Below are 26,629 nucleotides of genomic sequence, written 5' to 3'. Positions count from 1 at the left end.
CAAACTCCGGGCGGACCGGCCGGCAGGTTGCCTGTTGTGAGCGCGACACGAGAGGGCAGGGGAACCGGATGCCTGAAGTAACGACAGCCCCCGTGTTCAAACTGGTGCGCCGGACGAGGGAACCGGTCGCCGCGCAGACGCTGCGGTCCACCGTGGCCGCCGTCATCAGTTACGTGGTCGCGCTGATGGTGCTGCCCGCGCAGCCCGCGCCGCTCACCGCGCCTCTGACGGCGCTGCTGGTGGTGCAGGTGACGCTGTACGCGACGCTCACGACCGGCATCCGCCGCGTCAACTCGGTGATCGCCGGGGTGGTGGTGGCGATCGGGTTCAGCTCTCTGGTCGGCCTGACCTGGTGGAGTCTCGGGCTGACCATCTTCGCGGCGCTGATCGTGGGCCATCTGGTGCGGGTCAGCGAGTTCGTTCCCGAGGTGGCGATCAGCGCCATGCTGGTGCTCGGCGTGACGCAGGTCGGCTCCGCCGCCTGGCACCGGATCCTGGAGACGCTGATCGGGGCCGGGGTCGGGCTGCTGTTCAACCTGCTGCTCGCGCCGCCCGTGTGGGTGCAGCCCGCCGGGGCGTCGATCGAGGGCATGGCCAAGGACATGGGCCGGATACTGCGGGCCATGGGCGACGACATCGCGGGCCTGGGCCATGTGCCGGTGGCGCACGCGGCGGCCCGGCTGCACGAGGCGCGGCGCCTGGACCACGCGATCGTGGAGGTGGACGCGTCGCTGCGGCAGGCGGAGGAGTCGCTGCGGCTCAATCCGCGCGTCCGGGACGGTCTGCTGGCCAGGATCGTGCTGCGGACCGGCCTGGACACCCTGGAGATCTGCGCGGTCGTGCTGCGCGTGCTGTCCCGGACGCTGACGGACCTGGCCAAGCACCGCACCGACGAGACGCTGTTCCCGGCGGACGTGGCGGTGCTGCTGCGCGAGCTGGTCGGGCACATGGCGCACGCGGTGGAGAGTTTCGCCCGGCTGATCACCACCCAGGTGTCGGCGAACGCCGAGGAGGCGGAGGAGCAGCTCACGCGGGCCCTGGCCGAAGGCCGCGCCGTCCGCGACCGGGTGGCGGACCTGCTGCTGGAGGACGTACAGGAGCATCCCCGGCAGTGGCAGCTGCACGGGGCGCTGCTCAGCGAGGTCGACCGGATTCTGGACGAGCTGGACGTGGACAAGCGGACCGAGCGGCTTACGCAGGAGCTGGACCGGCACGCGGCGGAGGTCAACGAGCGCTACCCCCGCCTCGCGGCGCTCGCCGCCCGGCTGCGCGGCTCGGGCAGCGAACCGTCGCGGCCCAGCGTGGAGACGTGACGCGGAACCTGACGCCCCGCGGCCGTACGGGGGCGCCGCCCGGGGCCGAACGGCGCCGGGCGGCGCCCCGGCCGGTTCTGCGCCGGCCGGGGCCGTCCGACGGCCACCGGTGCTCAGCCGCCGGGGGTGTCCACGCGGAGGCGGACCTGTTCCTCCAGGCGGTGCAGGCTGCGGTCCAGGGCCTCGGTGACGCGCCGCTCGCCCGGATCGTGGCTCTCGTCGAAGAACGACAGGTGGACCGTGACCTCGCTGGCGCCGCTGTCGATCCCGGCGACCTGGAGCCACCCGGCGTAGGAGCCCTCCTCGCGGGTCCCCCACTCCAGGCGCATCTGCTCCTTGCGCGGCTTCAGCAGCGCCGGGGTGTCCTCGTCGGTGCGGTCCTCGTGGACGGTCACGGCGGGCAGCTCGCCCGCGCGGACGTGGAGGTCGCCCGGCAGCCACTCGCCCAGGCGGCCGATGTCGGCGGCCTGGTCGAAGACCTGCTCGGGCGGGGCGGGCATCGTCAGGGAGCGTTCGTATTCGGTCATCCCTTCACAGTTCCTCGACGGCGCGAGGTCATGCCCGGCACCGGGGAAACGGGTGGGCCGAGGACGCCGGGAAAGCCGGGGAAAGGGAAAGCCCCGGCTGGACGGGGGAACCAGCCGGGGCAGCTCACGCGGTCGGGGCCTTTGTGAAGGGCCCCTTCACAACCGCATAGGTGAACGATAAACCATTCTCGGCCGTTCGAGCCAATCGGCCGCGGGTACCCGTCGCCGGTGCACCCCGACAGCGCCGACAAGCCCCTCGCCGTCGTGACCGGCGCCTCCAGCGGCATCGGCCGCGAACTCGCCGCGCGGTTCGCCCGGCACGGCTTCGACCTGGTGGTCTGCGCGGACGACGGACGGCTGGAGGACGCCGCCGTCGCACTGCGCCGGCTGGGCGCCGACACCGTCGCCGTACGGGCGGACCTGGCCGTGTACGACGGGGTGGAGCAGCTGTACCAGGCGGTAGCCGCGACCGGACGACCCGTCGCCGCGGCCGCCCTGAACGCCGGGGTCGGCACGCGCGGCGCGTTCCTCGACGCGGACCTCTCCGACCTGGCGCGGGTCATCGACCTCAACGTCGCCTCCTCCACGCACCTGGCGCACCGGCTGCTGCCCGGCATGGTCGCCGCGGGCGGGGGCCGGCTCCTCGTCGTGTCGTCGGTCGCGGCGCTCGTGCCCGGCCCGCACCAGGCGGTGTACGGCGCGACCAAGGCGTACCTGCGGTCCCTCGGCGAGGCACTGCGGGACGAGCTGCGGGGGACGGGCGTCACGGTCACGACGCTGCTGCCGGGGGCGACGGACACGGATTTCTTCCGGCGCGCCGACCTGGAGGACACGCCCCTGGGCCGGTGGCGGCGCAAGGACGATCCGGCGCTGGTGGCCGCGCAGGCGTACGCCGGGCTGATGCGCGGCCGCCGCACCGTCCGCGCCGGGTCGCTGCCCAGCAGGATCGGCACCCGGGCGGCGGCCGTGCTGCCGCACGCGCTGACCGCGCCCGTGCTCGGGTACGGCTTCCGGACCCCCGGCCGTCGGGCCCGGTGACGGAGAGCCTTCCCGGCCTGCCGCCCGCTTCGGCGGGGCCAGCACCGGGACCGGTGGCCATGGCCGCCGGGGGTCGGCGGACGCGGCTTCGCAGTCGGTGGCCGGGCGCGTCGGGGTCGGCGGTTTGGCCGGATCGGCCTGCGGTGCGGCGTGATCCATGCATAAAGTGATCAAACCCGGGCACTTCATACGCCCTTGTGACCGGTCCAGGATCGGGAGGCGCCGCCGCATGAGCCATCCGCCCGCCCCGTACGCCGTGGTCGTCCCCACCGTGGGACGGCCCTGCCTCGCCGACTGCCTGCGGGCTCTCGCCGCGAGCGAGGGTCCCGCCCCGCAGCGGGTCGTCGTCGTGGACGACCGGCCCGGCGAGCCCCCGCCCGGCGAGGGGCCCGGCGATCTGCCGCTGGACGCGCTGGGCCCGCTCACCGACCGGGCCGTCGTGCTGCGCGGCGGCGGGCGCGGGCCCGCCGCCGCGCGGAACACCGGGCTGCGCGAGGTGGAGGAGCCGTGGACCGTGTTCCTCGACGACGACGTACGCGTCGGCCCGTCCTGGCGCACCGAACTCGCGCGGGACCTCGCCGCCGCGTCGCCGGACACGGGCGGGGTGCAGGGCGTGCTGCGCGTCCCCCTGCCCGACGACCGGCCGCCCACGGACTGGGAGCGGAACACGGCGGGCCTGGAGCGGGCCCTGTGGGCGACCGCCGACATGGCGTACCGGACGGAGGCGCTGCGGGCGGTGGGAGGCTTCGACGAACGGTTCCGGCGGGCGTTCCGGGAGGACGCGGACCTGGCGCTGCGGGTGATCGACGCGGGCTGGCTGATCCGGCGCGGCACCCGCCGCACCGAGCATCCCGTGCGCCCCGCCGACCGGTGGGTGTCGCTGCGGACGCAGGCAGGGAACGCCGACGACGCGCTGATGGTACGGCTGCACGGCCCCGACTGGTGGGCGAGGGCGGCGGCCCCCCGGGGCCGTATCCGGCGGCACGCGGCGGTCACCGCCGCCGGCGGGCTGGCCGTCGCCCTCGCCGCTGCGGGCAGACGGCGGGCGGCGGCGCTCGCGGCGGGCGGATGGCTGCTGGGGACGGCGGAGTTCGCGCGGGCGCGGATCGCGCCGGGGCCGCGCACCCGGGACGAGGTGATCACCATGGCGCTGACCAGCGCCGCCATCCCGGCGCTCGCCACCTGGCACCGCGTCGCCGGGGAACTGCGCCACCGCTCCGCGGGCGCGTGGAACGGCGGTGTCGCGTGAACGGGGCACCCGGCGCGGGCGGCCTCGCGCAGGAGTCCGGCGACGGGAGCTTCGCCGAGGACCCGGGCGGGGGCCGTGTCGCCGGAGGACCGGGCCGAAGCCGCGTCGCCCGGGGTCCGGGCGGAGAACGCGTCGCCGGGGGCCTGGGCGACGGGTGCGTCGCCGGGGGCCCGTACGACGAGGACGCGGTGCCCGGCGCCGTCCTGTTCGACCGGGACGACACGCTGATCGTGGACGTGCCGTACAACGGTGACCCCGGGCGGGTGCGGCTGATGCCCGGCGCCCGGGAGGCCGTACGGCTCCTGCGGGCGCGCGGGATACCGGTCGGGGTCGTGTCCAACCAGTCAGGGATCGGGCGCGGCCTGCTGACCGAGGCGGACGTGCTGGAGGTGAACGCCCGGGTGGACGCCCTGCTGGGCCGGCCGCTGGACGTGTGGGTGCACTGCCCGCACACCCCGCAGGACGGCTGCGGCTGCCGGAAGCCCGCGCCCGGGCTGGTCCTGGAGGCCGCGAGGCGGCTCGGGGTGCCGCCCGACCGGTGCGTGGTCATCGGGGACATCGGCGCCGACATGGGCGCGGCGCGCGCGGCGGGCGCCCGGGGCGTGCTGGTGCCGACGACCCGGACGCTGCCCGCCGAGGTGGCGTCCGCGCCGGACGTGTGCCGCGACCTGCTCGGCGCCGTACGGCACGTACTCGGACGCCCCTCGACGGTACGGAGGCCGGTATGAGCGCGCCCGCGGACCGGGACGGCACCCGGGGGGCGGCGCACGCCGACCGCGGCGGGGCGGGTACGCGGGCGCTGGTCGTACGGCTCGACAGTTTCGGCGACGTGCTGCTCGCCGGGCCCGCCGTGCGGGCGGTGGCGCACCGCGCGGACCGGGTGGCGATGCTGTGCGGGCCGCAGGGCGCGCCCGCCGCGCGGCTGCTGCCGGGCGTGGACGAGGTGCTCGTGTGGGAGGCGCCGTGGGTCGGCTTCTCCCCGCCGCCGGTGGACCGGACGGACATCGGGCGGATCGTGGACCGGCTCGCGGCGGGCCGGTTCGACGCGGCGCTAATCCTGACGTCGTTCCACCAGAGCCCGCTGCCCGCCGCGCTGCTGCTGCGCATGGCGCGGGTCCCGCACATCGCCGCGGACAGCGTGGACGCGCCCGGCTCCCTCCTGGACGTGCGCCACCAGCGGCCGCCGCGCGCCCACGAGGCGGAGGCGGCGCTCGCGCTGGCCGAGGCGGCGGGCTTCCCCCGGCCGCCGGGCGACGACGGGCGGCTGCGGGTGCGGCACGCCCCCGCCGTGCCGGAGCTGACCGGTCCCGGCCCGTACGTGGCCGTCCACCCCGGCGCGAGCGTCCCGGCCCGCCGGTGGAGCCCCGACCGGTGCGCCCAGGCGGTGCGGCTGCTCGCCGGGGCGGGCCACCGGGTCGTCGTCACGGGCGGCCCCGATGAGCGGGAGCTGACCGCGTACGTCGCGGGCCGCCACGGCGTGGACCTCGGTGGCCGCACCCGCCCGCCCGAGCTGGCGGCGGTCCTCGCGGCGGCGGGGGTGGTGGTGACCGGCAACACCGGCCCCGCGCACCTGGCGGCGGCGGTGGGCACCCCCGTCGTGTCGCTGTTCTCGCCGGTGGTCCCGGCCGAGCGGTGGGGCCCGTACGGCGTGCCGCATGTGCTGCTCGGCGACCAGGACGCCGCGTGCGCCGGGTCGCGGGCCCGGGAGTGCCCGGTGCCGGGCCATCCGTGCCTGGACGGGGTGACGGCGGAGGACGTGGTGGCGGCCGTCGGGAAGCTGCTGGAGGCGGCGGAGTGAGGCCCCGGGTCCTGGTGCTGCGGGCGCTCGGGCTCGGTGACCTGCTGGCCGCGGTGCCCGCGCTGCGGGCCGTGCGGCGCGGTCTCCCCGGATACGAGGTGGTGCTCGCCGCGCCGAGGGCGCTGGCCGACGTGGTGGCGGCCGTCGACGCGGTGGACACGCTGCTGCCCGCGTCGGCGCCCGGCAGGGCCGTGCCGGTGCGGCTGCCGTGGCGGGGGCCGCCGCCGGAGGTGGCCGTGGACCTGCACGGCAAGGGCCCGTCCAGCCACCTGGTGCTCGAGCGGACCGGGCCGGGCAGGCTGCTGGCCTTCGCCCATCCGGGGACCCCGCACGTCGAGGGCCCGGTGTGGAGCGCGGACGAGCACGAGCGGGCCCGCTGGTGCCGGCTGCTGGAGTGGTACGGCGTCCCGGCCGACCCCGGCGACCTGCGCCTGCCGCCGCCGGGCGAGCCGTCCCCGGCGCCCGGCGCGGTGGTGGTCCACCCCGGCGCCGACGCCCCGGCCCGGCGGTGGCCCCCGGAGCGGTACGCGGAGGTCGTACGGGAGGTGCGGCGGCACGGCCACAGGGCGGTGCTGACCGGCGGGCCGGGCGAGGACGGACTGCTGGCGCGGGTGGCGGGGGCGGCGGGGCTCGGCGACGAGGACGTGTTCGCGGGCGGGCTGCCGTACGGGCGGCTCGCCGCGCTGTGCGCCGGGGCGGCGGCCGTGGTGAGCGGCGACACGGGCATCGCGCACGTCGCCGTCGCGTACGGGGCGCCGTCGGTGACGCTGTTCGGGCCCGTGCCGCCGCGCTTGTGGGGCCCGCCGCCGGGTACGCGGCACGTGGCGCTGTGGCACCCGGGCCCGCCGGGCGACCCGCACGGCGGGGCGCCGGACCCGCGGCTGCTGCGCATCGGGCCGGACGAGGTCCTCACCGCCCTGCTCCCCCACCTGGAGGTGTCCCGGACGTGACCGCCCACGAGCCCCGTACCGCCGAGTCCCGCGCCGCCGAGCCCGGTACCGCCGGCCCGTACGAGGCCGTTTCCCGCACGACCGTCGTCGTCATCACCCGCGACCGGCGCGACCAGCTGCTGCACAGCCTGGACCGGCTCGCGGCGCTGCCCGAGCGGCCGCCCGTGGTGGTCGTCGACAACGGCTCGACGGACGGCACCGCCGACGCGGTCGCCGCCCGCCACCCCGAGGTGACGCTGGTCTCCCCCGGCCGGAACCTCGGCGCGGTCGGCCGCACGCTCGGCGCCCGGCACGCCCGTACGCCGTATGTGGCGTTCAGCGACGACGACTCGTGGTGGGAGCCTGGCGCGCTGGCGACGGCGGAGCGGCTGCTGGACGCCCACCCGCGGCTGGGTCTGGTCGCGGCGGCGGTGCGGGTCGGGGACGAGGGGCGGGACGACCCGCTCAACGCGGAGCTGGCCGCGTCGCCGCTGGAGCGGGAGCACGGGCTGCCGGGGACGCGGGTGCTGGGCTTCCTGGCGTGCGCGGCGGTCGCGCGGCGCGAGGCGTTCCTGGAGGCGGGCGGCTACCACCCGGTGGTGTTCTTCGCCGGGGAGGAGCAGCTGCTCGCGTACGACCTGGAGGCGTGCGGCTGGGCGGTGTGCCACTGCCCGGAGGTGGTGGCCGTGCACAGCCCGGTCGGGGGCGTGCGGGACGGGCGGCGCGCGGTGATGCGGCGCAACGCCGTGCTGACGGCGTGGCTGCGGCGGCCGCTGTCGGTGGCGGTGCGGCGGACCGGCACCCTGGCGGCGGACGCGCGGCGGGACCCGGAGGCGCGGGAGGCGCTGCGCGGGGTGCTGGAGCGGCTTCCGGCGGCGCTGCGGGCCCGGCGCCGGCTGCCGCCGCGCGTCGAGGCGGCGGCGCGGCGGGTGGAGGGCGCCGTCCGGGCGCGTGCCGGACGGCGTGGGACCGCGCCGGGGACCGAGGGGCTCCCGGAGGGCGAGGCCCGCTCGGGAGCGTCTGTCCGCTGATCGGGTGAGGGAAGCGCTTCGTACCGTATGTGCCGGTTCGCTCTGAGTTTTGCGGGTACCCGCCGGCACATGATCACAGTTGGGGTCGAGGAAGAGTACTTCCTCGTCGATCCGGTCACCTGCCTGCCGGTGCCCCTCGCTGACGAGGTGCGCAGGGCGGCGGGTCTGGGCCCGATCGTGGAGGACCAGGAGGTCCAGTCGGAGCTCCTGCAGTCCCAGGTCGAGGTGGCCACCCCCGTCTGCTCGGACCTGGACGAGGTCGGCGGCCATCTGCTGCGGCTGCGGCACGCGCTGGGGACCGCGGCGGAGAAGAACGGGTGCCGGATCGTGGCGACGGGCACCGCCCCGTACCGGGGTCCCGGTCCCGTGGCGGTGACGGAGAGCGCCCGCTACCTGGCGATGCGGTCGCAGGCGCCCCAGCTGGTGGACGAGCAGCTGGTGAACGGCATGCACGTGCATGTCGCGGTGCCCGACCGGCACGCGGCCGTCGCCGTGCTGAACCGGATCAGGCCCTGGCTGCCCGTGCTGGTGGCGATGTCGTCCAACTCGCCGCTGTGGGACGGGCACGACACGGGCTTCGCCAGCTGGCGGACCGTGATCTACGGCAGGTGGGCGGTGAGCGGCCCGCCACCGGCCTTCGCCGACGCCGCCGACCACGACCGGCGCGTGGGCACCCTGCTCGACTCCGGGGTGATCTCCGACACCGGCCAGATCTACTGGCAGGCCCGGCTGTCGGAGCGCTATCCGACGCTGGAGGTCCGCTGCCCTGACGTGCAGCTGAGGGCGGACGCCGCGGTGATGTTCGCGGGGCTGATCCGGGCCATGGTGACCACGGCCCTTCGGGCGGAGGAAGCCGGGGAGCCGCTGCCCGACTGCCCTCCCGAGCGGCTTCAGGCCGCGAACTGGTACGCGGCGCGGTACGGACTGAGCGAGCTTCTGATCGACCCGGAGGGCAGGGCGCGCCGGGCCGGGGACGTGCTCGTCCGCCTGCTCGACTCCGTGACCCCTGCGCTGGAGGAGGCCGGGGACACCCGCGAGGTGACCTCGCTGGTGCACCGGCTGCTCCAGCAGGGCACATCGGCGGATCTCCAGCGCAGGGCGCTCGCCGAGGGCGGGATGCCCACCCTGACGGACCTGCTGATCACGGAGACCGTGGCGCCATGACCGTCGAACGAGGAGACCGTAGACCGTCGAACGAGGAGACCGTATGAACACCTTCGCCCGGAGCTGGCAGCACGCCGTCGTCACGGGCGGCGCAGGCTTCGTCGGGTCCCACCTGTGCTCCGCGCTGCTGGCCGCCGGTACGGCCGTGACGTGCGTGGACGACTTCAGCACCGGCAGGCGGGAGAACGTGTCCCCGCTGCTGGAGCACCCGGAGTTCACGCTGCTCGAGGCGGACGTCTCGGAGCCGTTCGAGGTGGGCCGCCCGCCGGACCTGGTGCTGCACTTCGCGTCGCCCGCGTCGCCCGCGGACTACCTGCGGCTGCCGCTGCACACGCTGGACGCGGGCAGCCTCGGCACGCGGCACGCGCTGGAGCTGGCGCACCGGGCGGGGGCGCGGTTCCTGCTGGCCTCCACGTCGGAGGTGTACGGCGACCCGCAGCAGCACCCGCAGAACGAGCGGTACTGGGGCAACGTCAACCCGGTCGGCCCGCGCAGCGTGTACGACGAGGCGAAGCGGTTCGCGGAGGCGCTGTCGACCGCCCAGGCGGAGACGTACGGCACGGACGTGGGGATCGTCCGGCTGTTCAACACGTACGGGCCGAGGATGCGCGGCCACGACGGGCGGGCCGTGCCGACGTTCGTGCGGCAGGCGCTGGCCGGTGAGCCGCTGACGGTCACCGGCGACGGTCTCCAGACCCGGTCGCTGTGCTACGTGGACGACACGGTACGGGGCATCCTGGCCGCCGCCGCGCACGGGCTGCGCGGCCCGGTGAACATCGGCAACCCGGCCGAGACGACCATGCTGGAGCTGGCCCGGCTGATCATCGAACTGGCCGGTTCCCGCTCGGAGATCCGGTACATCGAGCGGCCCACCGACGATCCGGCCGTGCGCTGCCCGGACATCACGCTGGCCCGCGACAAGCTCCAGTGGGAGCCGCGCGTCCCGGTCGAGGACGGGCTGCGGCGGACCATCGAATGGTTCCGCGCCGACAGGGCGGCCGACACCGCGCCCGGCACCTGACCGACCGTCGTCCCTCCGCCCTGAAGGCCCCTCTTCCTGTTCCGCTTCCCCGCTGTCGCCCTCCCCCGGCGCGCCGAAAGACAGGTAGCCCATGCGCATTCTCGGAATCAACGCCCTCTTCCACGATCCCGCCGCCGCGCTGGTCGTCGACGGACGCGTGGTCGCCGCAGCCGAGGAGGAACGCTTCTCCCGGCGCAAGCACGGTAAACGCCCCTTGCCCTTCTCCGCCTGGGAACTCCCGGAGAAGGCCGCCGCCTGGTGCCTTGAACGGGCCGGGCTGCGCCCGCAGGACCTGGACGCCGTCGCGTACTCGTTCGACCCGGCGCTCGCCCGGCCCGCCGACCAGATGGGCCTCGACGACCCGTGGGACCATCTGCGGCTCACCTACGCGCGCGAGGCGCCCCGGTTCCTGAGGACGGCGCTGCCCGGACTCGACCCCGAGGCGGTCAGGTTCGTGCCGCACCACATGGCGCACGCCGCGTCCGGGGCGTTCGCGACCGAGGAGGCGGGGGCGGACACGAGTTCCGTCCTCGTCCTGGACGGGCGCGGTGAGCGGGCCTCGCACCTGGCGGCCCGCCGCGTCCGGAACCGCCTGGAGCCGCTGGCCGCGCAGGACCTGCCGCACTCGCTGGGCCTGGTGTACGAGGAGCTGACCGAGCACCTCGGGTTCCTGCGCTCCTCCGACGAGTTCAAGGTGATGGCGCTCGCCTCGTACGGACGCCCCCGCATGCTCGAGGAGCTGCGCCGGTACGTGTACCCGACCGGTGACGGCGGGTTCCGCGCGGCGGGCGTGCCGTGGCGGGAGCTGAGCCCGCCGCGCGGCCCGGAGGAGGCGTGGACGCAGGACCACGCGGACCTGGCGGCGAGCGCCCAGGCGGTCCTGGAGGAGACGCTGCTGGACCTGGTGCGCTGGCTGCACGGCCGGACCCACGACTCGCTGCTGACGCTCGCCGGGGGCGTGGCCCTCAACTGCGTGGCGAACGCCCGCATCGCGCGCGAGGGCCCCTTCTCCCGCGTGTGGGTGCAGCCGGCCGCCGGTGACGCCGGTACGGCACTGGGCGGGGCCATGCTGCTCGCGGCGGGCGCCGGGGACGACGTGGCGCCGATGGGCGGCGCCGACCTGGGCCGCGACTGGTCCGACGCGGAGCTGGGCGCCTGGCTGAAGACGGCGCAGGTGCCGTTCGAACGGCCGCCGGACATCGCGGCGACCGTCGCGGAGGCGCTCGCGGACAACGCGGTCGTCGCCTGGTTCCAGGGGCGTTCGGAGTACGGCCCGAGGGCGCTCGGCCACCGCTCGCTGCTGGCCCACCCCGGGCACGCGGGGAACCTGGAGCGGCTCAACGACGTGAAGGGCCGCGAGCAGTTCCGGCCGGTGGCGCCGATGGTGGTCGCCGAACGGGCCGCGGAGATCTTCACGGGGCGACTGCCCAGCCCGTACATGCTGTTCGTGCACGAGGTGGCGCCCGAGTGGCGCGACCGCATCCCGGCCGTCGTCCACGTCGACGGCACCGCTCGCATCCAGACCGTGGACCGGCGGGCCGAACCGCTGGTCGCGCGGATGCTGGAGGAGTTCGAACGGCGCACGGGCCTGCCGGTAGTGGTGAACACGAGCCTGAACACCGCGGGACGGCCCATGGTGGACGACCCGCGCGACGCGCTGGAGTGCTTCGGCTCCACGCCGGTGGACCTGCTGGCCATCGGCCCGTACGCGGTGCGCCGGGGCGCGTTCTTCACGGCGGACTCGCAGGACTCCCAGTCGGTGAGGAGGTCGGCGCGGTGAACATCCTGCTCTGGCACGTCCACGGCTCCTGGACGACGGCGTTCGTCCAGGGCCCGCACACCTACCTCGTCCCCGTGCTGCCCGGCTGGGGGCCCGACGGGCGGGGCCGCGCCCAGACCTTCAGCTGGCCCGACACCGTACGGGAGGTGACACCCGAACAGCTCGGGGACGAGCCGGTGGACGTGGTGCTCCTCCAGCGGCCCGAGGAGTTCGCGCTCGCCGAGCGCTGGCTCGGCGGGCGCCGCCCCGGCCGTGACGTGCCCGTCGTGTACCTGGAGCACAACGCGCCCGACGGGAACGTGCCCGACACGCGCCACCCGTGCGCCGACCGGGACGGGCTGACCCTCGTCCACGTCACCCACTTCAACCGGCTGTTCTGGGACAGCGGCAGGGCCCGCACCGAGGTGATCGAGCACGGCATCGTGGACCCCGGCCACCTGTACACGGGCCGGCTCCCCCGTGCGGCGGTCGTCGTCAACGAGCCCGTGCGGCGCGCCCGTTACACCGGCACGGACCTGCTGCCCGCGCTGTCGGATGCGGCGCCGCTCGACGTGTTCGGGATGCGCACCGAGGGCCTGGCCGCGCATCTGGGCGTGCCCGAGGAGCGGTGCCGGGCGCGGGACCTGCCGCAGCGGGACCTGCACGCGGCGATGGCGGAGCGGCGGCTGTACCTGCACCCGGTGCGGTGGACGTCGCTGGGCCTGTCGCTGCTGGAGGCGATGCACCTGGGCATGCCCGTGGTGGCGCTGGCCACCACGGAGGCGGTGGAGGCGGTCCCGGCCGGTGCCGGGACCCTCTCGACCCGGCCCGAGGTGCTGGCGGCGGCCGCCCGCCGCTATCTGGAGGAGCCGGACGCGGCCGCCGAGGACGGCGCCAGGGCCCGGCAGGCCGCCCTCGAACGGTACGGGCTCAAGCGCTTCCTGGACGACTGGGAGCGCGTGTTGACGGAGGTGCGCTCATGACCGGCCACGGCCCCGTGGAACCCCTGTCGGTGGTGCTCGTATCGGAGCACGCGAGCCCCCTCGCCGCGCTGGGAGGCGTGGACGCGGGCGGGCAGAACGTGCACGTCGCGCGGCTCGCCGGGGCGCTCGCCGACCGCGGCCACGACGTGACGGTGTTCACCCGCCGCGACGACCCGCTGCTGCCCGACGAGGTGCGGATGCGGCCCGGCGTGGTCGTCCACCACGTCCCGGCGGGCCCGCCCGAGCCGGTGCCGAAGGACGAGCTGCTGCCGTACATGGAGGCGTTCGGCCGGTACATGGCGCGTGTTCTGGAGGAGCGGCCGCCCGACGTGCTGCACTCGCACTTCTGGATGTCCGGGATCGCCGCCGTACGGGCCGCGCGCTCCCTGCGGGTGCCGCTGCTGCACACGTACCACGCGCTGGGCACGGTGAAGCGGCGCCACCAGAAGGCCGCCGACACGAGCCCGCCCGAGCGGATCGGCGCCGAGTGCGAGGTGGGCCTCGCCTGCGACCGGGTCGTCGCGACCTGCCGGGACGAGGTCCGCGAACTGCGGCGCATGGGCATCGGGCCGGAGCGGGTGAGCGTCGTGCCGTGCGGCGTGGACCCCGCGCAGTTCTCCCCCGCCGGTCCGGCCGCCCCGCGCGGCCCGGCCCGGCACCGGCTGCTCCAGCTCGGGCGGCTCGTGCCCCGCAAGGGCGCGGCCGTGACGATCGTGGCACTGTCCCGGCTGCCCGAGACGGAGCTGGTGATCGTGGGCGGCCCGCCGCCGGACGGTCTCGACGCCGACCCGGAGGTGCGGCGGCTGCGCAGGGTGGCCCGGCTCGCGGGGGTCGCGGACCGGGTGCGGTTCCTCGGCGCGGTGTCCCGCGACGACGTGGCGCCGCTGCTGCGGAGCGCGGACGTGGTCGTGTGCCCGGCGGACTACGAGCCGTTCGGCATCGTGCCGCTGGAGGCCATGGCCTGTGGGCGCCCCGTGGTGGCCACCGCCGTGGGCGGCCAGCTCGACACGGTCGCCGACCCCGGATGCGGGCGGCTCGTACCGCCCCGTGACCCGGCGGCGCTGGCGCGGGCCGCGGCGGAGTTCCTCGCCGACCCGGAGCTGCGGGCCGCGTGCGGCGCGGCCGGGCGGCGGCGCGTGCTCGGCCGGTACGACTGGAAGCGCGTCGCGGCGGCCACCGAGGCCGTGTACGCGCAGGTGCGCGCCGCCCGGCCCACCGTCACGGACGCGGCCTGAGACCACCGGCCGGTCACCGGTCGGCGGCCGATCGGTCACCGGCCAGGAGCCGAAGTCGAACGACGAAGGAGGTGCGGGTCCGCCGCGGCCGTCCGCCGGAACAGGCGCCCGAACACACATGAGCGATTTCTCCCTCCCCGAAGAGTTCCCCGACGGCCTCCCGGACGGCCTTCCGGACAGCGCGCGCGACGGTCTTCCGCGTGGCGCGCACGACGGACTCCCCGGCAGCGCGCACGACGCGCTTCCGCTCGCGGCCCGGGAGGCGGCCCGGCGGCACTGCGCGTCGCTGGAGGACGCCGTCGGCCGGTTCCGCCGAGACCACCTGGACGTGATCGCCCGCTGGGGCTCCCGCCTGGCGGTCGTCCTCCAGGGCGGCGGGCGGCTGCTGGCCGCCGGGAACGGCGGAAGCGCCGCGCAGGCGCAGCACCTGACGGCCGAGCTGGTGGGCCGGTACCGGCGCGAGCGGCCCGCGTACTCGGCGATCTCCCTGCACGCCGAGACGTCCAGCCTCACCGCGATCGGCAACGACTACGGCTTCGACCAGGTGTACGCGCGTCAGGTCGCCGCGCACGGCCGCCCCGGCGACGTCCTGCTGATGCTGTCCACGTCGGGGCGGAGCGGGAACCTGATCGCCGCCGCCGCGACCGCCCGGTCCGCCGGGCTGCGGGTGTGGGCGCTGACCGGGCCCGCGCCGAACCCGCTGGCCGAGGCGGCGCACGAGGCGCTGTGCGTGGACGCCGCGTCGACGGCGACCGTGCAGGAGACCCACCTGGTGGCGGTGCACGTGCTGTGCGAGTGCTTCGACACGGCCGTCGAGACGGGCCCGCACTGGAGGACCAGCGGGGCGTCCGGGTCCTTCGCACCGGCCGCGGCGCGGCGGAGGATGTCATGAACGCCCGCAGGCCGCTGGTGGTCGTCGGGGACGCGCTGCTCGACGAGGACATCGAGGGCGTCTCCACCCGGCTCACGCCCGACGCCCCCGCGCCGGTCGTGGACGTGACGGGCGACCACCGGCGGCCCGGCGGCGCCGGTCTCGCCGCCGCGCTGGCCACGCGCGGCGGGCGCGAGGTGGTGCTGGTGACGGCGCTCGGCGAGGACCCGGCGAGCGACGCGGTGCGCGGCTCCCTGGAGGGCCGGGTGCGGCTGGTGGAGCTGCCGCTGCGGGGCACGCTGCCGGTCAAGACCCGGGTGCTGGCCTCCGGCAGGCCGCTGGTGCGGATCGACCGGGGCGGCGGCGACCCGGGCAAGCCGGGCGACGCCGTGCGCGAGGCGCTGGCCGACGCGCACGCGGTGCTGGTCGCGGACTACGGGCGGCACACGGCGGGCGCGGTACGGGACGTGCTGGCGGCCATCGCGCCGCGCGTGCCGGTCGTGTGGGACCCGCACCCGCGCGGCGGGGCGCCCGTGCCCGGGGTGCGGATCGTCACGCCGAACGCCGCCGAGACGCGGGCGCTCAGCCCCGGCGTGGCCGGCGAGTCCCTGCGGGCGTACGCGCGGCGCGGCTCCGGCCTCGCGGAGCGGTGGCGGGCGGCGACCGTCGCGGTCACCCTCGGCGAGCGGGGCGTGCTGCTGACGCGGCCGGGGCCCGACACGGGGACGCCGATGCTCGTCCCGGCCCCCTACCGGGCGTCCGGCGACCCGTGCGGCGCGGGCGACTGCTTCGCCGCGGCGACCGCGGCCGCGCTGGCCGACGGGGCGCTGCCCGAGGAGGCCGTGCAGCGGGGCGTCGCGGAGGCGGCGGCCTTCGTCGCGGCGGGCGGCGCGGGCAACCCGGCGCTGTGGCGGGCCCCGTCGGAGCGGGGACGGCACGAGCCTCCGGTCACCGACCCGTTCGCCCTGGCCGCGCGGGTGCGGGCGCGGGGCGGGACGGTGGTCGCGACGGGCGGCTGCTTCGACCTGCTGCACGCCGGGCACGTGGGCCTGCTGGAGAGCGCGCGGCGGATCGGCGACTGCCTGATCGTGTGCGTCAACTCCGACGAGTCGGTGACGCGGCTGAAGGGCCCTGGGCGGCCGCTGAACCCGATCGCGGACCGGGCGCGGGTACTGGCCGGTCTGGGCAGCGTGGACGCGGTCGCGGTGTTCGACGGCGACACGCCCGCGGAGCTGCTGACGCGGCTGAAGCCGGACGTGTGGGTGAAGGGCGGCGACTACTCGGCGGAGGACCTGCCGGAGGCGGAGGTCCTACGGGCCTGGGGCGGGCAGGCGGTGGTCCTGCCGTACCTGGACGGCCGCTCCACGACGCTCCTGGCCCACCGCGCGGCCCGCGCGGCCTCCCGCCCGGCCCCCGGCTGACGGCCACCCCGTCCCGGGGGTCCCCGCCGAGCTGACGACGGCGGGCCCGCACACGTACGAGGCGCGCCGCCTCGTACCCGGCCTATCGCCGAGGCCCTGGGCCAGGGCGCCCCCGGGAGGTCACGCACCAGTCCTCGGCCCCGCCCAGTCGGGGGCAGCTGGCCGCTAGGGGCGATGGGGGTCCTCCCGGGCGAGCGGAGCCGAGACCTTCGCCCGGGGGTGCGCCCTCGTGCGAGGCCGACACGGCCGGGCTCCCGCCCGTTGTGGGCGGAGGCGGCACACAGCCAGTTGTGGGCAGGCGTCCCGCACCTGTGCGGCGGGCGCCGGTACGGGCACCCGGCAGGTCCGCTGTGCCCACCCGTTCCGCCTTGCGGAACGCCTGCCCACAGCGGAAGCTGCCGTGCAGCGCGGGGGCCGACTCGCAGGGGCCGATGCCCGGGCGGGCACACCCGGGGAGCGGGCCGAGGCGTACCGGGGGCCTGCGCTCAGGGACCAGGGCGCCCTGCGAGTTGCCCCGCGCGTGACGGGCGCGGGGCAACTCGCAGGGTCAGGCTGCTGTGCTCAGGGTGGGGTGGGGGACCGTGGGGGCCGGGTTCTTGAGGAGGACCGGGGCGGGGGCGTGGGGGCCGGGTTCTTGAGGAGGACCGGGGCGGGGGCGCGGCGGGCGTGGGTGACGCGGCCCGCCACGACGACGGCCGCGATCGTCAGTCCGCCCAGCATCAGCGCGCCCCGTGCGCCGGCCAGCTCCATGAGCAGCCCCAGCGCCGGCGGCCCGGCGAGGCTCCACACCGTACGGATGCTGCCCCACACGCCCAGCACCCGGCCCCGCAGGTGCGGCGGCGGGTCGGTCTGGAGCACCGTCGTACCGGCCGTGTCGGACACCGACTCGGCCACCGCCATCGGCAGGACCAGTACCAGCAGCACCGCCAGCGACGGTGAGAGGCCGGCGGCGACCTGGAGGAGGCCGCCGACGGCGGCGAGCGTGCCGACGAGCCGTACGGACGGCCTGCGCAGCCGGGCGCCCAGGACGGCGCCGACGATGCCGCCGGCCGCGAGGACGGTCGACACGGTGCCGAACGCCGCGGCGCCCCCGGCGAGCGGTCCGGTGACGAGGACGGCGAGCGTCAGACCGTAGTTGCGTCCGAACACGGCGCTGACCCCGGAGATGACCGCCAGGCCGACCAGGCGTGGGCGGCGGGCGAAGAACGCCAGGCCCTCCCGTACGCCCATCGGGCCGTCGTCGCCGCTCCGGGTGACGGGCTCCCCCGCGGGCACCGGTGGTACGGACTTCCCGGCGGGCACCGGCGGGGCGGGCTCGCGGACGGGCCGCAGGAACGGGATGACCGCCGTCACGAACAGGAACGACAGCCCGTTCGCCGCGTACGCCGACGCGGTGCCCAGGAAGGCGACCGTGAGACCCGCGAGACCGGCGCCCGCCAGGCGCCCCGCGTTGTGGACGAGGGAGCCGACCCCGATGGCCGACGGCACGTCGTCGGCGCGCACCAGGTCGTTGCCGAGCAGCGCGCAGGCGGGCCCGTCCACCGTGGCGATCAGGCCGGTGACGGCGGCGAGCGCCATCAGCACGCCCAGGTTCAGATGGTCGAACGCCACCAGCAACGCGGTGGTGAACGCGACCAGGCCGAGCAGAGCCTGGCTGACGGCGGCGGTCAGCTTGCGGGGCCAGCGGTCCACGAGGGCGCCGCCCGCCATGCCCATCAGCAGGCCGGGCGCGGCCTGGACGGACAGGGACAGGCCAGTCGCGGCGGCGGAGCCGGTGATCTGGAGGACCAGCAGGTTCTGCACGGTGAGCTGCATCCACGTACCGGCGTTGGAGACGAAGTTCGCGACGGACCACCAGCGCATGCTGCGGTACCTGAGCGAACGCCACGGCGACGTGTCGGCGGCGGGAAGAGCGGCGGGCGGGGCGGCGGGCGCGGTGACCGGGGAGGAAGAAGGCAAGGTGATGGAGGGGGCTCGAATGGCGGATCGCGGCGGGGTGTCCGCACGGGCCCGGCCCGCGCTGCCGCTCCACCGGGAACGTGCGCCGACCATGGTGGCAGTTCCCGCCCCGTGCCACCGTGACGTGGGCCTCCCGCGCCTCCGCCGGACGGCACGGGGAGAGGCAACACCCGTGCGGCGGTGGGGATTCGGCCAAACCGTGGGCTTGCTCACAGGAAGCGGCCAGGGTGCCGGAAAGTGTCGGGTGGGTCACAGTGGAGAGTCAGTGCACCCCGAGGAAGGCGGAGGCTGCGGCATGGGCAGCAGTGGAGTGCGGGTCGACCTGCGCGGCAGGCAGGCCCTGGTGACCGGCGGCGCGCGGGGCCTGGGCGCCTCGATCGTGCGGCGGCTGGCCGGGGCGGGCGCGTCGGTCCTGGTGGCGGACGTGCGCAAGGAACTGGCGCGGGAGCTGTGCGACGAGCTGAACGGCGACGGCGGCGAGGCGCGGTTCGTGGAGCTGGACGTGCGCGACCCGGACGCGGTGGCCGGGGTGTTCCGCGAGCTCGACGGATCGGGCCGGGCGGTGGACGTGCTGGTGAACAACGCGGCCGTCGACGTGTCCAAGCCGATCGAGCACCTGACGGCCGACGAGGTCACACGGGTGGTCCAGACGAACCTGCTCGGCCCGGTGTACCTGTGCCTGGAGGCCTACCGGCGGATGATCGCGCGGGGCGGCGGCCACATCGTGAACATCCTGTCCACGGCGGCCAACCGCACCTGGACGGAGGCCGGGCCGTACGCGGCGGGCAAGACCGGGCTGCGGGCGTTCACGCACACGCTGTTCAAGGAGGCGCAGCGGGACTGCCCGGGCATCGGCGTGACGGGGATCGTGGCGGGCGGCATGGAGACGCCGTTCATCATGGACCGCTTCCCGGACACGGACGTGTCGATGCTCCAGAGCCCCGACATCGTCGCCGACGCCGTGCTGTACGCGCTGTCGGTGCCGGACGGCAGCGTGGCGGGCGAGATCGTGGTCGTGCCGCGCCGCGAGCCGTCCTGGCCGTAGCCGCGCCCTTGCCTCCCCCGTCCGTGCCGCGTGGTGCTCAGTCGGGCGGGCGGCCGTCGCGCAGCATGCGCAGCACGGCCCGCTCGGCGGGGCCGTGGGTGGCGGGCACCCCGTACGGCCCGTCGGCGCCGAGCCGGGGCAGCGCGGCGGCGACGGTGACGCCCTCCTCGTACAGCTCGACGACGCGCGGGTTGATGTAGGAGGCGCGGCAGACGGCGGGCGTGTTGCCGAGGTAGTCGGCGACCTCGCGGACGGCGCGGGTGATGGCGCGGCGGCGCGCGGTCTCGCTGTGGGCGACGGGCCGGGAGACGGCGAGCGCGACGGCCGCCATGACGGTGGCGTGCCAGGTGCGGAAGTCCTTCGCGGTGACCTCGACCCCGGCGAGTTCCCGCAGGTACGCGTTGACCTCCGCGCCCGTCAGGTCGTGCCAGGCGCGATGCTCCCAGTAGGCCAGGAGCCGGTCGCCGCCGCCGCGTCGGCGGATGAGCGCGGTGAGGGCGCGCAGGGTGGGTGGGTCGGCGACGGCGTGGACGAGCTGCCTGCCGTGCTTGCCGGGGTAGCTGAGGACGACCTCGCGGCGGGTGGCGGCGGAGTGGTCGCGCAGCAGGGTCGTCAGCCCGTACGTCTGGTGGCGATCGGCGTAGCGTTCGCTGCCGATGCGGAAGAACCCCAGGTCCAGGAGGCGTACCGCGGTCGCGAGGACCCGCTCGCGGGTCAGGCCCCGGGTGGCGAGGCCCGCCTCGACGGCCTCCCGGACGCGGGGCAGCGCCTCGGCGACCTCCAGGACGTGCTCGTGTTTGGCCTGCTCCCGCCGGGCCCGGAAGACGGGGTGGTACAGGTACTGGCGGCGTCCGGCGGCGTCGGTGCCGACGGCCTGGAGGTGGCCGTTGGGCTTGACGCAGATCCAGACGTCCCGCCAGGCGGGCGGGATGACGAGGGCCTTGATCCGCTCCCGTTCGGCCGGGTCGCGCAAGGGGTGGCCGTGCTGGTCCAGATAGCGGAATCCGCGCCCGTGGCGGACGCGGAGGTATCCGGGGTCGGTGGGGCGGACGTGAGCGAGGCGCACGGGGGCGCCACTCAGGCCGGCTTCAGCGGGTCGTGGCCGATGTTCATCAGGCCGTGCCGCCAGTCGGCGCCGCCGGCCGTCGGTTCCAGGTCCGGGCCGCGCTGGGAGCGGACGATGTCGCAGACGCGGCGCATGACGGCGACGTCGTCCTCGGTGAGGTCGGTGCGCCGTTTGCCGAGGATCTCCAGGACGCGGCGGCCGGTGCGCGGCCCTGCCCGGTCGGGCACCTCCTCGGTCTTCTCGTCGGCTGCCGTGGTGCTCAGCCACTCCTGGAGCTCGCGCGAGGTCATGTTGACGACGGTGTGGAACTCGTCCCACAGCTCGGCGCTGATCTGGTCGGACGCTGCCATGACGTGCCTCCCGGCGTTTCCAGCGGCTTCCTCGTCCCCCGGCGGTACGCGCGAGGGGTCGCCCTCCGGGTTGCCGACGGGCGGGGGCGGCAAACCCGGGCAGGGGCCGTACAGGATCGGACCGCCGGACCGTTCGGTGTTGTCGGTCGGGGCCGGTCAGGGCGGCGGGAGCGCCTGCTCGGCCCAGATGGTCTTGCCGGTGGCGGTGTAGCGGGTGCCCCAGTGCTGGGTCATCTGCGCGACGAGGAACAGTCCGCGTCCGCCCTCGTCGTCCATGGCCGCGCGGCGCAGATGGGGCGCGGTGTGGCCGGTGTCGGAGACCTCGCAGATGAGGGTGCGGTCCTGGATGAGCCGCAGCTGGACGGGGCCCGAGGCGTAGCGCTGGGCGTTGGTGACGAGTTCGCTGACGACGATCTCGGTGGTGAAGGCCAGTTCGCCAAGGCCCCAGTCGGTGGCCCGGCGGGCGGCGAGCGCGCGGGCGCGGCCGACTTCCTCGGGCCCGGTGCCGAGGTCCCAGGTGGCGATGCGGTCGGCGCTCAGCAGACGGGTGCGGACGAGGAGGAGCGCGGCGTCGTCCTCGAAGGGTCCGGGGAGGAGCGCGGTGACGGCCCGGTCGCACAGTTCGGGGAGGGGGCGGCCCTGGTGGTCGGCGAGGAGGGCGGACAGCTCGTCCAGGCCGTTCTCGGAGTCGCGGGCTCGGCCGTGGACGAGGCCGTTGGTGAAGAGGGCGACGAGGCTGCCCTCCGGGAGGTGGAGCTCGGTGGTCTCGAAGGGCAGTCCGCCGAGGCCGAGGGGCGGTCCCCCGGGTACGTCGGGGACGGTGACCGTGCCGTGCGCGGCGTCGAGGACGGCGGGCGCGGGGTGTCCGGCGCGGGCCATGCGGCAGACGCCGGTGACCGGGTCGTACACGGCGTACAGGCAGGTGGCGCCGACGGCCTGGTCGTCGGGGATGTCGTCGGGGCCGCGGGCGGGCCCCGGCGGGACGGCGCCGGTGACGGAGCCGGGGGTGGCGGCCTCCTCGTCGGCGGCCTGGGCGATGAGGTCGTCGAGGCGGGTGAGGAGTTCGTCGGGGGCGAGGTCCTGGCGGGCGAGGACGCGGACGCTGGTGCGCAGCCGGCCCATGGTGGCGGCCGCTCCCAGGCCGTGGCCGACGACGTCGCCGACGACGAGGCCGACGCGGGCGCCGGAGAGGGTGATGACGTCGAACCAGTCGCCGCCGACACCCGACTTGCTGTCGGCGGGCAGGTAGCGGTGGGCGAAGTCCACGGCGGTGAGGCGGGGCAGGTTGCGGGGCAGCAGGCTGTGCTGGAGGGAGAGGGCGGCGGTGTGCTCGCGGGTGAAGCGGCGGGCGTTGTCGATGCAGACGGCGGTGCGGGCGACGAGCTCGTCGGCCACCGGCAGGTCGTCCGTGTCGAACGGGACGGGGCGGCCCTCGCGGTGGAAGGTGACCACGCCGAGGGGTGCCCCTTCGGTGCGCAGCGGTACGACGAGGGTGGCGGCGGGCCCGTCGGTGAGGACGGGCCGCCCGGTGGCGAGGCAGCGTGCTTGCGGGGCGTCCGGCGGGTACGGCACGGGCTCGGGCCCGGGACGGGCGCGCTCGGGGCGGGCGTCGTCGGGTACGGGGCCGGTGCCGTCGGGTACGGGGCGGGCGCCGGGGTCGGGGGCGGTGCCGGTACCGCGTACGGGGCCGGTGCCGTCGGGCGCGGCCGGGGCGCCCGGTGTGGTGCCGGTGGCGTGCCGCCCCGCGGGCGGGCCTTCGCCGGGGGTGGCCCAGACGCGGACGAGGCGCCCGGCGCCGGTGGTGCCCGGGGTGGGCGGCTCGCCCCGCAGGACGGCGTCCACGAGGTCCACGGTGACCCCGTCGGCGAACTGCGGGACGGCGACGGAGGACAGTTCGCGGGCGGTACGGCTCATGTCGAGGGTCGTGCCGACGACCCCGCCGGCCCGGACGAGCAGGTCCAGGCGCTGCTGGGCGAGGTAGCGGTCGGTGATGTCCACGGTCTCCTCGCACACGCCGAGACGGGTGCCGTCGGCGTCGGCGAGGCGGTAGTACGAGCAGGACCAGACGTGGTCGTGGTCGGGGTCCACGGGCGGGCGGCCCCGGTAGTGGACCTCGGTGACGGCCTCGCCGGTGGCGAGGACCCGGCGCATCGTCTCCTCCAGCGTGGGCGGGTGGCCCGGGGACAGTATCTCCCCTGCGGCGACCATGTCGTCCGGGCCGAGCCCGGCGTACTGGGAGGTGCCCATCTCCTCACAGAGGGCGCTGTTGGTCCACACGACGCGCAGGTCCGTGTCGTAGATGGCGAGGCCGACCGGCGACTGGGTGGCGAGGCCCCGGAGCATCGACTGGAGGGCCTCCCAGCGCTCGGTCTCCTCGGCGTCGGCGATGACCAGGAGCCGGTCCGGGCCCGTGTCGCCGTGGGACGAGAGCGGCAGGGTGGCCGCGACCACGCGGACGACCCGGCCGTCACGGTGGCGCAGGCGGAGGACCTGGCGCCGGACACGGGCGGAGCCGGGCAGGCCGGCCCCGGCCGGAGGGTCCGCGGCCAGCGGGTCGCCGGTCCGCCGCACCGCCGCCCGGCGGTCTCTCGTCCGGAGGAGGCCGCCCTGGTGGTCGCCCGGGCGGTCGTCCACCAGGAGGGCGCCGACCGGACGGCCCAGGACCTCGCCGGGGGTGTGCCCCAGGAGTCGCTGCGCGGCCGGGCCCCAGCCGATGACGGTGCCGTCGCCGTCGAGTACGGCGGTGGCGGCCCGGGCCACGTCGAGGGGACCGCGCAGGTCGGTGTCGACGCCCTGGGCGGCCGGGGGTGCGCGGTCGGTGCCCGTCACGGCCGGTCACCCTCCTCGTAGGGGCCGGGTGCCGGCCCGCGGGCGGCGAGGAGCAGGGCGATGTCGTCGGGCCGGTCGCCGTCGTGGGCGGCCACGTCGATGAGCCGGTCGGCGGCGGCGGACAGCGAGCCGGGCCCGAGCGTGGACAGGGCGCCGCGCAGCCGTTCGACGCCGAGGTCGATGTCGGTGCCCGGCTGTTCCACGAGGCCGTCGGTGAACAGGGCGAGGACGCCGCCGCGGGGCAGCCGTAGCTCGGTGACGGGGTACGCCGCGTCCGGGTCCACGCCGAGGACGACGCCGCCGGGCAGGTCCACGACCTCGGTACGGCCGTCCGGGTGGCGCAGCAGCGGCGGCGGGTGCCCGGCGCGTACGGCCTGGATGAGTCCGGTGCGGGGGTCGAGTACGCCGTAGCAGCAGCTGGCGAACTGGCCGGGGTCGAGGTCGATGAGGAGCCGGTTGGTGCCGCTCATGACCTCGCTGGGGTCGTGTCCGGTGAGCGCGAACGCCCGTACGGCGCTGCGGAGCTGGCCCATGGTGGCGGCGGCGGACACCCCGTGGCCCTGGACGTCGCCGATGGACAGGACCAGACCGCGGGGCGTCTCCACGACGTCGTACCAGTCGCCGCCGACGTCCATGCCCTGGGTGCCGGGCAGGTAGCGGCCGACGGTGTCCACCTGGGCGAGGCGGGGCAGCCGGTGCGGCAGGAGCGCGTCCTGGAGGCCGCGCGCGAGGGCGGCCTCGGAGTCGTAGCGCCTGGCCCGCTGGAGGGCCTGGGCGATCAGCCCGGCCAGCGCGGTGAGCACGGTGCGCTCCTCGGGGCTGAAGCCGCGCGGCTGGTCGAAGCCGAGGATGCAGGAGCCGACGGGTCGGCCCGAGGCGATGAGCGGGAGGAAGGCACGGGCGCCGACGTGCGCGTCCAGGGGGATGCCGGGGTAGGCGGCGGCGAGGCGCTGCATGGACTCGAAGAAAAGGGGACGCCCGGAGGTGAGGGTCTCCACGCCGGGGAGCCGCGCGTCGAGGCCCACGCCGTCGAAGCGGTCGAGGAAGCCCTGCGGGAAACCGGTCTCCCAGGCGAGGTGGAGGTGGCGTTCGCTGAGCAGGTAGATGGCGAGCTGGCGGCCTCCGAAGGCGGGCAGCAGCTCCTCGGTGACCACTTCGGAGACCTGCCGGGCGGTGACGGCCTCGGTGAGGGCGATGGCGAGGGCGACGGGCCGGTAGAGGACGGAGGCGCGATCGGCCGGGGAGCCGAGCCCGACGCCGGGCACGGCGGTGGAGTGGGGCGCGTAGGAGGGTTCGTCCACGGCGGTGAGGACGACGGTCATCCCGTCGTGGTCGGGGTGGAGGGAGACCGACAGCCAGGACGTGGCGGCGCGGTGGGCGAGGAAGTGGACGGGTTCGGCGGCGATGAGGGCGGTGCGGAAGTGGTCCTCGTAGGCGGGGCGGCCGGTCCACGGCAGCACGTCCCACAGGACACGGCCGAGCAGGGAGGTCCGTGCGGCGCCGAGGAGGGTCTCGGCGCGGTGACTGACGTGGGTGACGCGGCCGAGGCGGTCGACGGAGAGGACGCCGGTGGACAGCCGGTCGGCCGCGGTGGCGGCGACGTGGCCGGTTCCCGGGTCGACGAGGGTGCCGGTGAGGTGCGCGGGGCCGGGGTCCCGGTCGCTGTCCGGGGACGTGGCGCGGGCCAGTTCGAGGAGGTGGGGGCGGCCGTCGCGGCCGCTCAGCCACATGTGACGGGAGGCGGGCGCGGGGTGGCCGGCGGCGTCGATGACCTGACGGGCCATGGCCCACAGGCCGTGCACGTCCTCGGGGGCGAGGAGCGCCTCCAGCGCGGCGACGGTGCCGGGGAAGGCGTCCGGGTCGGTGCCGAGGATGCGGCACAGCTCGGCGTCGGCGGTGACGGCGCCCGTGTCGGGACGCCAGTCGAAGCGTCCGACCCGTACGGGCGGGGTGGCGCTCGCGGGGAGCTGTACCGGGGCCGGTTCGAGGTCCCAGGCGACGGGCGTGCCGCCCGCGTCGAGGTCGGCGAGTACGGCTTCGAGGCGGGCGGCCACGTCCCGCAGGCGGTGCCGGTCGGCGTCGTCCACGGGCCCCCCGGGCCCGGCACCGCGCAGGACGACGAGGACGCCGTAGCGGTCGCGGCCGGCCGCGAGGGGCTCGTACAGGGAGCCGAAGGGGTACGGGAGCCCGGCCATCAGCTGGGGGAAGCGGCGCATGGCCTCCTCGGCGTCGGCGAGGTGGACGGGCCGCCCCGAGCGGTACGCCTCGGCGACGGGGAACGGGCGGTTGATGTGCATCCGCCACCAGGGCCTGAACAGCCGTACGGGCAGCCCGGCGAGGACGGCGAGGCGCAGCAGCCCGTGGGTGCGGGAGCGCAGGTAGACGCCTCCGGCGTAGCCGCCGACGGCCCGGACGGCATCGACGGTGGCAGCCGCGAGGGCCCGCGCGAGCTCCTCCCCCGCCGCACCGGACGGCCCGCCGGTGCGGGACGCGTCGGCGGCGGGGCGCGCGTCGGCACCGGTCGTGTCAGGCGCGGCACCAGGCACACCGGGTGCCCGCCCGCGGGTGGTTCCGGCCCCAGGGGTGCTCAGGGGATCGCCGGAGGACCCGGCCGCTTCGGGCGCGGGCCAGCGGAAGACGCCGGACGCGTCGGTGGCGGGCCCGGGCGCATCGGGCCCGGACCAGCCCGTGGCGGCCGGGCCGGTGGCCCCGGGCGCCCGCGACGGCGCGGGCTCACCGGACGCGTCCGACGTGCCGGACGTGCCGGACGCATCGGCCGCGCTGGACGCGCTGGCTGCGGGCCGGCCGGTGGTGCCCGGTGTGCGCGGTGCTCCGGGCCCGGCGCTTTCGACTCCGTGCGCGACCCCAAGGTCCCCGGTGGTTCCGGGCGACACGTCGCCCACGGGCGAGCCAGTGGCCCGGGCAGCATCGGGCGCCGGTTCTCCGAGGGAGCCGGACGCGGCGGTGACGGGTCCGGACGTGGCGGGCGAGCCGATGGCGCGGTGCGCGTCAGGCGCCGACCCACCGCCGGCCGGGGGCCT

General features: G+C 76.4%; 21 protein-coding genes. 15 read left to right on the top strand and 6 right to left on the bottom strand.

From position 1 onward, the window contains the following. The first annotated feature begins 68 nt into the window (after positions 1-68). On the top strand, positions 69-1,313 hold the full coding sequence (locus J116_RS26805) for an aromatic acid exporter family protein (protein ID WP_028964571.1): 1,245 nt from the start codon (positions 69-71) through the stop codon (positions 1,311-1,313). A gap of 113 nt (positions 1,314-1,426) precedes the next feature. Here the strand turns inward: J116_RS26805 and J116_RS26800 are convergent, their stop codons facing one another. Further along, positions 1,427-1,840, bottom strand: a complete 414-nt coding sequence (locus J116_RS26800) for an SRPBCC family protein (RefSeq protein ID WP_023590166.1) — start codon at positions 1,838-1,840, stop codon at positions 1,427-1,429. A gap of 228 nt (positions 1,841-2,068) precedes the next feature. On the opposite strand from J116_RS26800, the gene J116_RS26795 reads away from it, so the two are divergent. From J116_RS26795 to rfaE2, 13 genes are all read left to right on the top strand, one after another. After that, complete coding sequence (locus J116_RS26795) at positions 2,069-2,878, top strand: SDR family NAD(P)-dependent oxidoreductase (RefSeq protein ID WP_023590165.1); 810 nt, start codon at positions 2,069-2,071, stop codon at positions 2,876-2,878. A 229-nt stretch (positions 2,879-3,107) separates the two neighbouring features. Then, positions 3,108-4,127, top strand: a complete 1,020-nt coding sequence (locus J116_RS26790; RefSeq protein ID WP_023590164.1) for a glycosyltransferase family 2 protein — start codon at positions 3,108-3,110, stop codon at positions 4,125-4,127. After that, positions 4,124-4,855, top strand: a complete 732-nt coding sequence (locus tag J116_RS26785; protein WP_394331498.1) for a D-glycero-alpha-D-manno-heptose-1,7-bisphosphate 7-phosphatase — start codon at positions 4,124-4,126, stop codon at positions 4,853-4,855. Before J116_RS26790 ends, J116_RS26785 begins: the two co-directional genes overlap by 4 nt. After that, complete coding sequence (locus J116_RS26780; RefSeq protein ID WP_023590163.1) at positions 4,852-5,925, top strand: glycosyltransferase family 9 protein; 1,074 nt, start codon at positions 4,852-4,854, stop codon at positions 5,923-5,925. The genes J116_RS26785 and J116_RS26780 overlap by 4 nt, the downstream gene beginning before the upstream one ends. Then, entirely contained in the window at positions 5,922-6,875 is a 954-nt protein-coding gene (locus J116_RS26775; protein WP_023590162.1) for a glycosyltransferase family 9 protein, read from the top strand. The genes J116_RS26780 and J116_RS26775 overlap by 4 nt, the downstream gene beginning before the upstream one ends. Next, positions 6,872-7,885 (top strand): glycosyltransferase family 2 protein, encoded by a 1,014-nt coding sequence (locus J116_RS26770; protein ID WP_023590161.1) that lies wholly within the window; start codon positions 6,872-6,874, stop codon positions 7,883-7,885. Before J116_RS26775 ends, J116_RS26770 begins: the two co-directional genes overlap by 4 nt. A gap of 69 nt (positions 7,886-7,954) precedes the next feature. After that, a complete protein-coding gene (locus J116_RS26765) occupies positions 7,955-9,049 on the top strand; it encodes a carboxylate-amine ligase (protein ID WP_023590160.1) in 1,095 nt (364 codons plus the stop codon). A gap of 43 nt (positions 9,050-9,092) precedes the next feature. Next, positions 9,093-10,070 (top strand): UDP-glucuronic acid decarboxylase family protein, encoded by a 978-nt coding sequence (locus J116_RS26760; RefSeq protein ID WP_023590159.1) that lies wholly within the window; start codon positions 9,093-9,095, stop codon positions 10,068-10,070. 91 nt (positions 10,071-10,161) lie between these two features. Continuing rightward, entirely contained in the window at positions 10,162-11,850 is a 1,689-nt protein-coding gene (locus J116_RS26755) for a carbamoyltransferase family protein (protein ID WP_023590158.1), read from the top strand. Beyond that, a complete protein-coding gene (locus tag J116_RS26750) occupies positions 11,847-12,812 on the top strand; it encodes a glycosyltransferase (RefSeq protein ID WP_023590157.1) in 966 nt (321 codons plus the stop codon). Before J116_RS26755 ends, J116_RS26750 begins: the two co-directional genes overlap by 4 nt. Further along, positions 12,809-14,047 carry a glycosyltransferase gene (locus J116_RS26745; protein ID WP_023590156.1) on the top strand — a complete coding sequence of 413 codons (1,239 nt, stop codon included), beginning with the start codon at positions 12,809-12,811 and terminating at the stop codon, positions 14,045-14,047. The genes J116_RS26750 and J116_RS26745 overlap by 4 nt, the downstream gene beginning before the upstream one ends. A gap of 118 nt (positions 14,048-14,165) precedes the next feature. Beyond that, the gene (locus J116_RS26740; protein WP_023590155.1) at positions 14,166-14,939 is read left to right on the top strand and encodes a D-sedoheptulose-7-phosphate isomerase; all 774 of its coding nucleotides are present in this window, start codon (positions 14,166-14,168) and stop codon (positions 14,937-14,939) included. Further along, on the top strand, positions 14,936-16,339 hold the full coding sequence (gene rfaE2, locus J116_RS26735) for a D-glycero-beta-D-manno-heptose 1-phosphate adenylyltransferase (protein WP_023590154.1): 1,404 nt from the start codon (positions 14,936-14,938) through the stop codon (positions 16,337-16,339). The genes J116_RS26740 and rfaE2 overlap by 4 nt, the downstream gene beginning before the upstream one ends. Positions 16,340-16,900: 561 nt before the next feature. Here the strand turns inward: rfaE2 and J116_RS26730 are convergent. Then, a complete protein-coding gene (locus J116_RS26730; RefSeq protein WP_051203628.1) occupies positions 16,901-18,202 on the bottom strand; it encodes an MFS transporter in 1,302 nt (433 codons plus the stop codon). Positions 18,203-18,593: 391 nt separating this feature from the next. On the opposite strand from J116_RS26730, the gene J116_RS26725 reads away from it, so the two are divergent. Further along, on the top strand, positions 18,594-19,343 hold the full coding sequence (locus tag J116_RS26725; protein WP_037947004.1) for an SDR family oxidoreductase: 750 nt from the start codon (positions 18,594-18,596) through the stop codon (positions 19,341-19,343). 37 nt (positions 19,344-19,380) lie between these two features. Here the strand turns inward: J116_RS26725 and J116_RS26720 are convergent, their stop codons facing one another. The 4 genes from J116_RS26720 to J116_RS26705 all read right to left on the bottom strand — a co-directional run bounded on the left by J116_RS26720 (position 19,381) and on the right by J116_RS26705 (position 26,134). Beyond that, positions 19,381-20,409, bottom strand: coding sequence for a DNA topoisomerase IB (locus J116_RS26720; RefSeq protein ID WP_023590151.1), 1,029 nt, complete (start codon positions 20,407-20,409; stop codon positions 19,381-19,383). Positions 20,410-20,420: 11 nt separating this feature from the next. Further along, entirely contained in the window at positions 20,421-20,759 is a 339-nt protein-coding gene (locus J116_RS26715) for a DUF3140 domain-containing protein (RefSeq protein WP_023590150.1), read from the bottom strand. A gap of 156 nt (positions 20,760-20,915) precedes the next feature. Beyond that, entirely contained in the window at positions 20,916-23,588 is a 2,673-nt protein-coding gene (locus J116_RS26710; RefSeq protein WP_023590149.1) for a SpoIIE family protein phosphatase, read from the bottom strand. Next, complete coding sequence (locus J116_RS26705; protein ID WP_023590148.1) at positions 23,585-26,134, bottom strand: SpoIIE family protein phosphatase; 2,550 nt, start codon at positions 26,132-26,134, stop codon at positions 23,585-23,587. Before J116_RS26705 ends, J116_RS26710 begins: the two co-directional genes overlap by 4 nt. Between the last annotated feature and the right edge of the window lie 495 nt (positions 26,135-26,629).

Origin of the sequence: Streptomyces thermolilacinus SPC6 (assembly GCF_000478605.2) — a bacterium.
GTDB classification, from domain to species: domain Bacteria; phylum Actinomycetota; class Actinomycetes; order Streptomycetales; family Streptomycetaceae; genus Streptomyces; species Streptomyces thermolilacinus.
Note: the sequence above shows the minus strand (reverse complement) of the source record. Positions and strands in the feature narration are given on the sequence as shown.